Source organism: Bacteroides ihuae (assembly GCF_900104585.1).
Taxonomy (GTDB): domain Bacteria; phylum Bacteroidota; class Bacteroidia; order Bacteroidales; family Bacteroidaceae; genus Bacteroides; species Bacteroides ihuae.
The window spans coordinates 83,547-96,912 of sequence record NZ_FNVX01000005.1 but is presented as its reverse complement, the minus strand read 5'-3'; the positions used below and the strand labels follow the sequence as shown (position 1 = coordinate 96,912).

Genomic DNA, 13,366 nt, shown 5'->3' with positions numbered 1-13,366 from the left:
TCACTACCAACACACCCTAATCCTCTTTTGATATACAAATACCCTCCACCCATTTCTTTCCTTCGGTCAACCGTGTTACCAGTATGGAACTAACGACATTTCCGGTAGAATTGAGTAGTGTGGCAGGCACATCAATGATTGTGCTAATCACCATCAACGTTGCTGCCAGTTGAGGTGAGAAACCAAAGACCGAACAAATAAGCAACTCCCCCGTCATGCCTCCGCTGGGAATAGCTCCCATCACAGCCCCTACGAGCACGGCTACCCCGATAATATAAACCACATTACCAGACAAGCCTGTATCTTGACCAAAGATAGTGAGTAAGAACACGATTTTAATAACTCCGCCCATCACCGAACCATCTTTATGCATGTTAGTGCCCAATGGAATAACTGTTTCGCCAATACTGGCCGGCACCCCCATTCTTTTAGAAGCCTCAATATTAATAGGTATACAGGCTGCACTAGATGAAGTGGCTATGGCTGTAAGTGAAGGAGTTATGATATTTCTCCAGAAAGCCGAAAGCGCTTTAGTACCCCCGGCCATCCATACGTAGAAAGAATTTAGCCCCACATAGCAAATCACCGTAAGCACTAGATATAACACAAATGCATTGAGATAACCATTCAGAATTTGTCCACCTACCTGGCCAACTGTATCAGCAAAATAACATCCCAAGCCAATGGGTGCAGCATACATGATAATGCGCATCATGCGTAGCACAACCGCCATACCTGAGTTGAGAAAACCTGCCACAACCTTGCCCTGTTCTCCCGAAAAAGCCGTAGCTAACCCGAAGAATATTGAAAACAGGATAAGTGGCAATAAGTTGGACTTGGTGAACAGTTGCAGAAAATCGGGCACAGTAAAGGTTTTCACAAATAACTCTCCGGATGATAACTGCACCGTTTCAACCTGTTCGGGTAAGTTGGCCATCAACGTTGCCTTATCTATTCCTTCGAGTGGATTATAAAACAGTGTAAGGCCATAAGCTGTAATAGCTACAACGATAGCTGATCCAAGAAACACAAAGATTATATTTGTAATCACCTTTCCTATCATATTCATCTGCTTCATATTATAAATGGCAGACGAAACACTTAGGAAGACCAACGGTACAATCAACACGAACATCAGGTTGAGAAATAGATCTCCTATTGGCTTAACAATAGCCGCTCCCTCACCGAAAATAAGTCCACATGCCCCTCCTATCAGAATTCCAACAATCAGACAGATAGTAAACGCATAATTTCTCAATATACTCATCATTGCAATCATTTTATTACAGTTAGCAAAAGTACACTTTCAAATTGAAATCATTATGATGATAAGCGGGATTCTTGCTCAAGTATTACTCCTAAACAAAGAAATGAATCTGTTTTTCATGGAAAGATGGAAAACAGATTCAATAATGTTAAGCATGAGTATTCCATATTCTCAGCAGTGACAAAGAAATCAAAAACTATTGTCATCACATTTTATTCAAATAAAAGATATAGATTTCGGCACCATGGCATACACCTGATAAAGAAGCATATAGCGATAAATAAAAAACATTTTCAACCACACAATTTCCTAATTCGCAATAGGGTATAATAAAAAAAGTATATATAAATTTGCATACATAAAGATTAAGCCTTATATTTGTCTTAATCAGAATGAGAAGTTGGCTCCTTTTTAGTTTAAAAAGAGAGCAAACGATGGGCGAATAATAATAGTATATATCGATCTATATTATTATGAATTCTTATCTAATTCGCCTGCAAGTTCTTAGAGACAATTTCAGGATAACGTCTCTTCTAAATTAGCTGTAGTAAAGCAAACTTTTGGTATAAGCAGCATACTACTATTATCATATAAAGTAACGATATTTAGTATCTATGTCTACTCTTTTTTAAAGTCAAAAGCAGCGCTATCATTGAATTTTCATCCCACAATTTAGGTTCTTTCATAAAGGTAAACTTTACCAATTAAAGAATGATACGTAAAAATTCAATCTTACTATTCAATGCTAAAACTTATATTGTATTAATCCTGAATAAAATTAAAAAAAACAATGGTAGAAGGAATTTTCACAAAACGTAGACAGAGAATCGCTTTAAAGCTTGATATTAATGCAACTGAAAAAGATTGGTTTAACTGGAAATGGCAAGTAAAAAATTCAATTAAATCAATTGAGAGTTTCGAAAATCTAACAGAGATAGAATTTCCTGAAGAAGAAAGAAAGAAATTAATTGAAACTCAAGAACGATTTCCTCTGTCCATTACTCCGTACTATTTATCGCTTATACACAAAGAAAACTACAAGAACGATCCTGTATTTAAACAAGCCTTTTTAGATGAAAGAGAGCTCATTATTACCTCAAGTGAAATGAGTGACCCATTATCAGAAGATCATGATAGTCCGGTGCCTTGCATTACTCATCGATACCCGGACAGAGTCCTGTTTTTGGTTAGTAATATCTGTGCAATGTATTGTCGTCATTGTACCCGAAAACGAAAAGTAGGCGATGTTGATTCAATACCTGACAGAGAACAGATCAAGAAAGGAATTGAATACATTAGAAACACTCCAGAGATTAGAGATGTCTTGCTCTCAGGAGGAGATCCACTAATGCTGCCAAATGATTATCTGGACTGGATCCTGAGTGAAATAGAAGCGATACCACATGTTCAAGTTATCAGGATAGGTACAAGAATTCCTGTTGTTCTGCCTTACCGTGTTACAGATGATTTAGTGAACATGCTAAAAAAGCATCATCCAATATGGATAAACACTCACTTTAACCATCCGCAAGAAATTACCGCATCATCCCGTCAAGCATTAGAAAAGCTTGCCAATGCAGGAATACCTTTAGGGAATCAATCGGTACTCCTTGCCGGCGTTAACGACTGCCCCCGCATTATGAGAAAATTGGTTCAATTACTTGTGATGAATAGAGTAAGACCCTATTACCTGTACCAATGCGACTTATCAGAAGGACTCTCACATTTCAGAACACCAATAGGAAAAGGTATTGAGATTATGGAAAATCTGATTGGTCATACCAGTGGTTTTGCCGTACCAACATACGTTATTGATGCTCCGGGCGGTGGAGGTAAAATACCTATTATGCCAAATTACATTATATCCTGGAGTGTGAATAAAGTTATTCTCAGGAACTATGAAGGGGTAATAACAACCTATCAAGAGCCCCGCAATTACGAACAGAATTTCTGTGACAGAGATTGTCCAAACTGTAATTTGGAATTAGAGATCATTGACGGAGAAGAAGATATCAAAGTTATTGGAATTGAAAAGCTCCTGTCGGATCATGATAAAACAATCTCATTAGTGCCGAAGAACAATGAGCGTTTAAAAAGACGCTTTGATAAATAAAAAGGGCCAGACATGAAACAACTAGAGATGAAACAATTCAAATCGCTCATTTCGCATGATGAAGCAAATAGTCGTGTATACATCATGGATATGCATCACGACGATTTCCCTGAAATAATAAGCTATATTGAGGAACTGGTCAGGGAAAAAGAATACACTAAAGCTTTTGTCAAGGTAAAGACTAAATATAGTCCCTCGTTTATAATGAACGGCTATGTGATTGAAGCTACCGTCCCGCTATTTTATAATGGAGAAGAAGATGCATGTTTTCTTGTGAAGTATTACAGTGAGCAACGAAAAGAGGTAGAAAAAGAAGCACTTGATGCATTTCAGCAAATGCTACTTGAAGCCCCCAAAAGCAACACTGCCAGCATAGATAAAGAGTACAGTCTTCGCCCATTAGTGGAGACGGATACACCGCTAATGGTTGCCTTATTTAAAAAAGTATTTGACTCCTACCCTTTTCCCATCTTTGACACTGCTTTTTTAATCAAAAGCATGAAAGAGGATGGAACGCAATACTATGGAGCATTCCATAATAAAGAGCTGGTTGCTATCAGTTCTGCCGAATGCAACAGTACCTATAAAAATGCGGAGATGACAGATTTTGCTGTCAACCCCGTCCATAGAGGAAAAAGACTGGCAACCTTTTTACTTCAGTTGATGGAAGAGGAACTAACCCAAATGGGATATAAGACACTATACACAATAGCAAGGCTCCATTCACTCTCCATGAACAAAACATTTTATAATATGGGCTATAAATATTCTGGCACACTTACAAGAAACACTCAAATTTCAGGCAAAATAGAAAGCATGAATGTGTGGTATAAATAGGGAATATTCAGTCTTAGCATAGAAGATATGGAGAAGAATTGCTCTATACAGACAGTCTCTACCCGGCATTTTGTCTGTTTTCCAGAAAACCTCTCACAAGCCTTGTGGGAAGGGTTTGCTGAACTAACTAGTTCACCGCGGTGAATTAACTACTTAACCGTGGTTAACTAACTAGTTCACCACGCTGATCTAGTTAGTTATGTTTAAGAAGGGCTATTTGTAAATAAAAGAATAAAATAAATATATCCGAGACTCTTTCTTCTATATTCAATACATTCTTCATATATTCATTGCATTTCCGCCAAGTCAGTCTAAAACATCTTTATCGTAGTTTGCTCATCCCTAATAAAATAATACTAGTTGTTGACTCGGAAACGCTTTAATCATTCTATCTAAATAAAAGTTAGATAGAAACTAAAAAAGAAATTGATATGCTCAGAAGTTTATAATACTCCCCGTTATTCAGATACTTATAAAAGTAATAAATAAATAGCATCTTTGTGATGCCAAAAGATGTATCCTCAATCTCCCCTTTATTTCGATTGATAAATCGAATGAGGACAGTTATGGAGAGACCTCTAAAAATTATTAGATAGAAGAATTCTCGTCGAACTCAGGTTATCACATCGTTTTGAAAGAGAAAGGAGAGAGTTTAAGAAAGAAATTATAAATTTGCACCTTAAAGTCATACTATTAACAAACAGATTGGGCCTATATTACTAAAATCACGGAGAACAATCTACAACACATTGACCTATTATTCTGCTTAATGAGTGAAAAATTCCTATGGAAATAAAATCTTTGGCTAATACGAACTTTGATACGCTGTTCGGAGCATTCGAACAAGCTTTCGTCGATTACGAGTTACAACTGGATAAATCTGAACATATAGCGATGCTGAAACGGCGCGGTTTCAATCCAGCACTTTCTTTTGCTGCATTTGACAGAGGTAAAATCGTTTCGTTTACCTGCAACGGGATTGGCGATTTCTACGGAATGCCGACTGCATACGACACGGGAACAGGGACGTTAAAAGATTACCGTGGGCAAGGTTTAGCCACACAGATATTTGAATATTCCATACCTTATTTAAAGCATGCGGGTATCAATGAATATCTGCTGGAAGTATTACAACATAATACGAGTGCGGTATCCGTTTACAGCAAGATCGGTTTTGAAGTCAGCCGTGAGTTTTATTATTTCAGAGCGGAAGTTAAACAAATTGGGAGTCAGATTAAATCGATCGACCCAACTTTTACTATGCAGTTTATTGACTTCAATGAGTATAGTTCAATAATGTCTGACTTCTGGGACTTTAAACCTTCGTGGCAAAACAGTGTTGAATCCATAAATCGATCGTTGGAAGGCTCTGTGTGCATAGGCGTTTTTGCGGACAGTAAGCTTGTTGGCTATGGGGCTTTCGAACCGATTTCCGGTGATGTAACCCAGATAGCAGTAGGTAAGCAGCATCGTCGTATGGGGATAGGGTCATTGTTATTCCAGAAGATGATCGAAGTGAATAAACACAATTCCATAAAAATATTGAATACCGACATCACTTGTAATTCTATGACCGCCTTTCTCCGCTCGAAAAACATCGAACCGATGGGCAAGCAGTTCGAAATGGTGAAAAAGCTATAAGAAGGCATGCCTGTTCTTTAGAACACATAAATAGTTATGGAACATAGATTAATGCTAGATCAATCTATAAAATCGGAAGACATCTAGATAGCTACACAAACGCAGACTTAATTCAGCCAATCTTTTTTCTTCTTTTTTCTATTGCAACAACAGGAGCTTTTATATCTTTGTCTAAATGAATTAATAAAATTATGGAAATAAATAAGGTAAACCTAGAATCAAAATTGAAATCGTTTAATGAGTACTGGACTCCCAAAATTGTTGGAGAACTTAATAATCAATTAGTGAAAGTAGCAAAGCTCAAAGGAGAATTTGTTATGCATAAGCACGAGCTGGAGGATGAACTGTTTTACGTTATAAATGGTCAATTATTCATTGAATTAGCAGATAAAACGTTGGAGTTAAATGCAGGAGAGTTTGTCATTATTCCTAAAGGTGTTGAACATAAGCCATATGCTCCCAAAGAGGTTAGTGTGATGCTATTTGAACCCTCAACAACACTAAATACTGGAAATACCAAAAACGAATTGACCGTTTCTCATTTAGATAGAATATAATTGAATTACGACCCTGAAAATAAAGCCAGCATGCGATGACTCCAAAGACACACTTCCTGCTATTAAGGGGTGTGAAGGCTTTACTCTCGCTGGAGATCCCCATGCTGGAGGGACTAAAAAAGCGCTGAAGTTCAAGAGATTGAACTTCAGCGCTTTCAATATATACCTTTAAATAATACTTAGAAGTAAAATCCAAAGCCCAACTTAAATCCAATCTTAGAATTATCCCCATTCTTCATGGAAAGATCGTAATAGACAGCGGGTTCTATGGTAACTGTTCTCGATAGAAAATAAGCATATCCGGCTTCCAACCCTAATCCATAATCACTGGCATGGCCTTGGTCGTTAAAATACCAACGTTTCATCTTAAGTCCGGCACCCAAGTAAACACCTATCTTGTCAAAATAGTAACGGCCACCGGCACCTAGCGTATAAGTATCTTTTGGATCACTCCAATCAGCACCCAAAGTAACTAGAAGAGCGATATTATCTTGCAAGAAAGTTCCTCCTTGAGCTAAAAAGCCTAGATGACCTTTATCGCTATCACTATAAGAAAAGTCCATACCTGTCATAGAGGTGTTGATGATCCATTTTCCTTGTTCAAATTGGGCCTGTGCAGCTAAAGAAGCGAGCAACAAGCAAATAATCAATGCTGATTTCTTCATTTGTTTAATTTATTATTATTATTATTAATCTCTTCTTCACGATGTTTCTTGCGTTGCTCTTTCTTTCTAAGTACCAACCAAAGGGCAAGCACAACAATGTATGCTCCGCCAAGAGTCAAAAACTTCTCGTCACTACTAATTTCATTGTTTCGAGGCAATAGGTAAATACCTGTTGCGGTCACATAAATAAGGAAAGCAATCGCTACCCAAGTTGATTTATTCAGTTTCTTCATACAGTATTCTATATTATATTTATGTTTGCTTAAGCAAACGTTTTTTCCAAGTAATGAACCACACGGCACCTAGCAAAGTGCAAGTAGCTCCTACAAAGAAAGAAATATTTGGTGAAAGTCCCAATCCTTCGGGCGCAATACTAATGTAAGTAGAGCAAACAGCCGTCATAAACAAGGCAGGAAGAAGAGTAAGCCAATACATTTTTCTTGCTTGTACCAAGAATACCGTTACTGCCCAAAGTGTAAAGACGGAAAGTGTTTGATTGGCCCATGCAAAATAGCGCCAAATAATATCAAATCCGTTTTTATCTCGAAGACTATAGAGTAACAAGCCTATGGCAAGAATGAACATTGGCACACAGATATAAAAGCGACGACGAATACTCTTTTGCTCTAAGCCCAGAAAGTCGGCTACGATGAGACGCGCAGAACGGAAGGCTGTATCGCCTGAAGTAATAGGAGCAGCAATAACTCCTAGAATAGCCAAAAGGCCTCCCATGCTACCCAGCCAACCTTTGGTAATGGAATCCACTATGACGGATGCATTTGTTTCACCCATGCCGTGCTCGTGAAAAAAGTGAGTTGCGGCAGCAGCCCAGATTAAGGCAACTATTCCCTCAGTGATCATTGCTCCATAGAAGACGGGGCGTCCATGGCGTTCGCTCTTCATGCATCTCGCCATCAACGGGCTTTGTGTTGCATGAAAACCAGAGATGGCACCACAAGCGATACTCACAAACATAATAGGAAAAATAGGCAATGTCTTGGCATTAGGATGGGTGTTCTGCAATCCGTCCCAAAATTCGGGTAATGCCGGATGATGCACATAAAGCATCACAAGAATGCCTACAGCCATAAACAACAAAGCGGCTGCAAATATCGGATATATCTTCCCTATAATCTTATCAATAGGCAGCAAGGTGGCCAATATATAATAAAGGAAAACAATAATAATCCAAAAAGTAGTATCCAAAGATTCGGGCGTCAACTTAGCTAAAAGACCTGCAGGGCCTGCAACAAAGACTGAACCGACTAAAATCATGAGAATGACAGTGAAACCACGCATCACTTGTTTGGTAGGCAACCCCAAATAGCGTCCTATAATTTCGGGTAGGCTCTCGCCGTTGTGCCTCAACGAGAGCATACCGGCAAGATAATCATGCGTAGCTCCGGCAAAAATACTCCCGAGCACAATCCAAAGGTAAGAAGCTGTGCCAAACTTTGCTCCCATAATAGCTCCGAAGATAGGACCTAGTCCGGCTATATTGAGAAACTGTATCATAAAGATCTTCCATGTAGGCAATGGAATAAAATCGACACCATCGGCTTGAGTCATAGCAGGAGTCGGTCGGTCATCAGGCACAAACATGCGTTCGATAATACGCCCATAGATGAAGTATCCGGCAATAAGGGTCAATAGGCAAATAGTAAAAGTAATCATGACGTGGCGTTTTAGCTGTCACAAATGTAGCATAATCTCCCGAAACGACACAACAATACCAACACTTTTGCTACCTTTGCATAAATTAAAAGAACGATAAGCTCATGCATCGCTATATACTTTCACTCCTATTAATACTCTGCTTGACTCCGGTCAAAGCGAACCCAAAATATGAAGTACGAGCAGCTTGGGTCACCGCTGTTTACGGGCTGGATTGGCCTCAAGCCAAAGCAACGAGTCCAGACGGTATACGTCGCCAACAAGCCGAATTAGTCGCTATTCTCGATAAGCTGAAAGCAGCCAATTTCAACACGGTACTCTTTCAAGCCCGTACCCGTGGAGATGTGCTATATGCTTCAGAGTTTGAGCCGTTCAACTCCATCTTAACCGGACAGACAGGAAGAGACCCCGGATACGACCCATTGACTTTTGCCGTTGAGGAGTGCCATAAGCGAGGAATGGAATGCCATGCTTGGATAGTCAGCATACCGCTTGGAAACAGAAGACATGTAGCGGCACAGGGCAATAAATCTGTAACCGTACAGAATAGAAGCATCTGCGTACCTTATAAAACGGAATGGTTCTTAAATCCGGGCAATCCGGGCACTAAAGAATATCTAATGAAGTTGGTCAATGAGATGGTCACCCGATACGATATAGACGGAGTGCATTTCGACTACCTACGCTATCCGGAGAATGCTCCACGCTTCCCTGATAATAAGGAATTCCGCCAGTACGGAAAAGGCAGAAACATTGATCAATGGAGACGAGATAACTTGACGGACATTGTGCGCTATATATATAAAGGTGTAAAAGCCTTAAAGCCATGGGTGAAAGTAAGTACTTGTCCGGTAGGTAAGTTCCGTGACACATCTCGCTATTCTTCTCGCGGTTTTAATGCTTTCTATACGGTGTATCAAGATGCACAAGGTTGGCTGGAAGAGGGAATACAAGATCAAATCTACCCAATGATGTACTTTAGAGGCAACAGTTTTTATCCTTTTGCACTCGACTGGCAGGAGCATAGTAATGGCAGACAGATCATACCCGGACTGGGAATCTATTTTCTAAGTCCTTCCGAAGGCAACTGGAAGCGAGATGAAGTGGAACGACAAATAAACTTTGTAAGAGCTAACGGACTTGCGGGACAAGGACACTACCGTGTGAAATATCTGATAGAAAACATACAAGGGCTATACGAAGAGTTGAGCGAATCATACTATTCAACTCCGGCTCTCCAACCTGCTATGACGTGGCTGGACAGTGTGCCACCAACAATGCCCGAGAAGCTCACAATGAAATACGAAGGTGGATATGCAAAACTAAACTGGACGCCCTCACAGGATAATGACAAGCGTAACGACCCTTATTATGTAATTTATGCTTCCGACTTATACCCGGTGGATACCAGTCTGGCAGAGAACATTGTTGCGCCGCACGTACAGGGAAACAATTTTATATATGCTCCACTTCACCCTTGGGAAGCAAAAGATTACTTTGCTGTATCTGCTGTCGATCGTTATGGCAACGAGAGCAAAGCGGTGCAATTGGATCATCCTTAAGCACTTTTATTCCACCAACACCCAAGCAGAATAATGAGTCTTTCCGGTAATGGGAGTCAATGATAGATAGCCTGATGAAAGACGATTCTGAGTGATCCGCAAAGGATACTTCAGTGTGCGCTCTTGATGTTTAGTCAACGCTTCTCCGGCAGTAGCTGAATATTCAATACGGAATATCCCTGTAGCCTCCGATTGCACATATCGATCATAAAACATCCGAGCCACCAAGCCCATATTCATACGTAGGTTTATCTCCACACATGGATGGATACGATATCGGGGTTGATCGGCAAAAATGCAAACCATCATATCTACGCCCAGATAACCGCTATAGTCCGCACCTACTATCTGAGATAACTCCTCCTCCAAAGAAACTCGTAATTGATGCAAATCAGATAATGGAACATACCGAGTCAGACGCTCCTCTATAAGTTCATTGGATAATAAATCATTGCCTTCGTAAGCACCTCCGCTACCTGTGCGAAAAAGAGAGTAACCCATAAAGGAAACATGACCCGCTCCATCAGCAAAGAACTCCATTGCAAAATCTTCGGCTTTCTCATACAGAGGTTCAGCCGCTACCCCACCCTGGCGCTCAGCAACACGGGCACACCAACCACTAATGGCTGGAGTAAAAAGCCCTTTGCAACGGTTTAACCCCTTACCACTACCTGATAAAGGTGCTTTAAGTATGCTTTCTTGATGATCTTCCACAAATACCTTCACATCATCTACCGTTTTAAGGTAAGCAGACTCTCCACAAAAGCCTTCATTCAGTTGAATTTTAGGCAGTAGTTCTACCGCCGTAGAACGATGAGACAACTGTGTCAACCTGCCCAACTGTTCCAACGTAGGCATTGACTCTTCTTGCACATTCAATAGCAAAAGTCGTTTGCGCAAAGCAGCATTCCATCCCCAAGGAACAGGTTGTACATGCTCCTTCCCAGCCACCTCCGGTTCAGTAATCAAGTTTGCAGATAAAGAAAACAACTCTTGCATTTCAGTCAGAAAGGTTAGATTATAAGCCGATGAAGCCAGCACATCACCACTAGAAGCGGCATACCACACAGGAAGCAAAGCAAGATCGGTCGTCATTTGCCTAGCCGAAGCAGGTGGCATGTAATTCTCGTCGCCATTGGCCAAAGCCAGATCATTATCCGGATTGAAAATATATAGATTCTTTTTTGACATTATGATACCATAATTATAAAAATTAAAGCATAAAACAACTAAAACAGCACATTACACTAACCTCTAAAGCATCTAGAAAAGCTCTAGTAGAGAAAAATAGCCGAATTATAGGGCAAAATTACACAAAAAAGAGCTCGTTTCAACCGAAAGAAGCTTGCTTTTCATCCCAAAGAACGGTTCTCTTTACCCAAAAGAAGGCAGTAGTTGAGTAAAAAGACGGTTGCAGTTAGGGCAAAAGACTACGGCACTTTCTAAAAACGCCTATATATCCCTATTATCTAACGTCTTAAGCATACAAATGTAAAAAGAACCGCTTACTTTTAGTCCAGATCCTTCACCTCAAAGAGAGTCTTAAAATTGCACCTTTATTACCAGCATCAGCTTATTCAAAGACAATCAACAGGAAAAAGTATAGTTCGCCAATCAATATAACACAATTGATAACCCAAAACAAACAAAATAGAAAGTATAAACTTCAAATAAAGACATTTTTAAGCAACCTTACCGACAGAGAGGCGATATACGAAAATCTGAGCTCTCCAAAAGAGCAAACTGTCACAACGTTATAAAATATAAATTATGGGATAAAAATCATCTTTTGCTATCTCTACTTTGCAAATATCAGAATAAAGGGCTATATTTGTACCCCGAAAAACTATTGAATAAATGGAAGCATTCTACCGTACACACACTTATCTTGTAGAGCACACCAATGCCCCTGTACGTCGCGATCTGATGGATGAAATAGATTGGAACGACCGTCTCATAGGTATTAAAGGAACTCGAGGAGTAGGAAAAACGACTTTTTTGCTTCAGTACGCCAAAGAGAAGTTCGGTACAGACCGTTCTTGCCTCTTTATCAACATGAACAATTTCTATTTCTCCGGAAATACGATCGTCGATTTCGTTAGTGAATTCCACCGCCATGGAGGAAAAGTGTTACTTATCGACCAGGTCTTTAAATACGATGGATGGAGCAAAGAATTGCGCATGTGCTACGATCGTTTTCCTAATCTAAAGATTGTTTTCACTGGCTCATCTGTGATGAGACTGAAAGAAGAAAACCTTGATTTGGGAGATATTGTAAAAAGTTACAATTTAAGAGGGTTTTCTTTTCGTGAATTTCTGAATCTCCAAACAGGAATGAGATTCAGATCATATACACTCGAAGAGATAATCAACAATCACGAACAGATAGCCAAAGGCATACTTTCGAAAGTTAAACCATTAGACTATTTTCAAGATTATCTGCACCATGGCTTCTATCCTTTTTTCCTCGAGAAACGCAATTTCTCCGAGAATCTATTGAAGACCATGAATATGATGGTAGAAGTAGATATACTACTGATCAAACAGATAGAGCTGAAATATCTCTCAAAGATAAAGAAACTATTATACTTACTGGCTGTAGAGGGTCCCAAAGCACCCAACGTAAGCCAATTGGCTAGTGACATACAGACATCACGGGCAACGGTGATGAACTACATCAAATACCTTGCTGATGCACGAATGATCAACATGGTCTATCCACGGGGAGAAGAATTTCCAAAGAAGCCATCAAAGATCATGCTACACAACACCAATCTGATGTATTCCATCTATCCTCTGAATGTAGATGAACAGGATGTACTCGACACATTCTTTCTTAACACAATGTATAAGGACCATAAGTTACATAAAGGCGATAAGAATTCCTCCTTTTTGGTGGATGAAACAATGCCGTTTAAAATATGCTGCGATGGATCTAAAATAAAGAATAGCTCGAACGTGACGTATGCCATGCACAAAGCGGAAATAGGCCGCGGTAACCAGATACCACTCTGGATATTCGGCTTTTTGTATTAATATCTTTTACTTAA

Annotated in this window: 11 protein-coding genes; 6 read left to right on the top strand and 5 right to left on the bottom strand. The window is 39.6% G+C overall.

Annotation, left to right across the window (positions count from 1 at the left end; translation table 11 throughout):
• Positions 1-16: 16 nt before the first annotated feature.
• A complete protein-coding gene (locus BQ5338_RS06115; protein ID WP_235816384.1) occupies positions 17-1,270 on the bottom strand; it encodes a dicarboxylate/amino acid:cation symporter in 1,254 nt (417 codons plus the stop codon).
• Between the two features lie 787 nt (positions 1,271-2,057).
• Here BQ5338_RS06115 and kamA point away from each other — a divergent pair.
• The 4 genes from kamA (at position 2,058) to BQ5338_RS06095 (ending at position 6,415) form a co-directional block, all read left to right on the top strand.
• The gene (gene kamA, locus BQ5338_RS06110; RefSeq protein WP_071145970.1) at positions 2,058-3,380 is read left to right on the top strand and encodes a lysine 2,3-aminomutase; all 1,323 of its coding nucleotides are present in this window, start codon (positions 2,058-2,060) and stop codon (positions 3,378-3,380) included.
• 12 nt (positions 3,381-3,392) lie between these two features.
• Positions 3,393-4,217, top strand: coding sequence for a putative beta-lysine N-acetyltransferase (gene ablB, locus BQ5338_RS06105; RefSeq protein ID WP_071145969.1), 825 nt, complete (start codon positions 3,393-3,395; stop codon positions 4,215-4,217).
• 786 nt (positions 4,218-5,003) lie between these two features.
• Positions 5,004-5,858 (top strand): GNAT family N-acetyltransferase, encoded by an 855-nt coding sequence (locus BQ5338_RS06100; RefSeq protein ID WP_071145968.1) that lies wholly within the window; start codon positions 5,004-5,006, stop codon positions 5,856-5,858.
• A gap of 191 nt (positions 5,859-6,049) precedes the next feature.
• Positions 6,050-6,415, top strand: a complete 366-nt coding sequence (locus tag BQ5338_RS06095; RefSeq protein WP_078063410.1) for a cupin domain-containing protein — start codon at positions 6,050-6,052, stop codon at positions 6,413-6,415.
• A 179-nt stretch (positions 6,416-6,594) separates the two neighbouring features.
• Here the strand turns inward: BQ5338_RS06095 and BQ5338_RS06090 are convergent, their stop codons facing one another.
• Genes BQ5338_RS06090 through BQ5338_RS06080 form a run of 3 tightly spaced genes read right to left on the bottom strand, consistent with a single transcriptional unit; the run spans position 6,595 to position 8,754 of the window.
• Complete coding sequence (locus BQ5338_RS06090) at positions 6,595-7,080, bottom strand: outer membrane beta-barrel protein (protein ID WP_071145966.1); 486 nt, start codon at positions 7,078-7,080, stop codon at positions 6,595-6,597.
• On the bottom strand, positions 7,077-7,313 hold the full coding sequence (locus tag BQ5338_RS06085; RefSeq protein WP_071145965.1) for a hypothetical protein: 237 nt from the start codon (positions 7,311-7,313) through the stop codon (positions 7,077-7,079). The genes BQ5338_RS06090 and BQ5338_RS06085 overlap by 4 nt, the downstream gene beginning before the upstream one ends.
• A 19-nt stretch (positions 7,314-7,332) precedes the next feature.
• Positions 7,333-8,754 carry a carbon starvation CstA family protein gene (locus BQ5338_RS06080; RefSeq protein ID WP_071145964.1) on the bottom strand — a complete coding sequence of 474 codons (1,422 nt, stop codon included), beginning with the start codon at positions 8,752-8,754 and terminating at the stop codon, positions 7,333-7,335.
• 104 nt (positions 8,755-8,858) lie between these two features.
• Between BQ5338_RS06080 and BQ5338_RS06075 the strand changes: the two genes are divergently transcribed.
• The gene (locus BQ5338_RS06075) at positions 8,859-10,316 is read left to right on the top strand and encodes a glycoside hydrolase family 10-like protein (RefSeq protein WP_071145963.1); all 1,458 of its coding nucleotides are present in this window, start codon (positions 8,859-8,861) and stop codon (positions 10,314-10,316) included.
• A 6-nt stretch (positions 10,317-10,322) separates the two neighbouring features.
• Here the strand turns inward: BQ5338_RS06075 and BQ5338_RS06070 are convergent, their stop codons facing one another.
• Positions 10,323-11,507: a hypothetical protein gene (locus BQ5338_RS06070; RefSeq protein WP_071145962.1), complete on the bottom strand. Its 1,185-nt coding sequence runs from the start codon at positions 11,505-11,507 to the stop codon at positions 10,323-10,325.
• A 666-nt stretch (positions 11,508-12,173) separates the two neighbouring features.
• Here BQ5338_RS06070 and BQ5338_RS06065 point away from each other — a divergent pair.
• Positions 12,174-13,352 carry an ATP-binding protein gene (locus BQ5338_RS06065; RefSeq protein WP_071145961.1) on the top strand — a complete coding sequence of 393 codons (1,179 nt, stop codon included), beginning with the start codon at positions 12,174-12,176 and terminating at the stop codon, positions 13,350-13,352.
• Positions 13,353-13,366 lie beyond the last annotated feature (14 nt).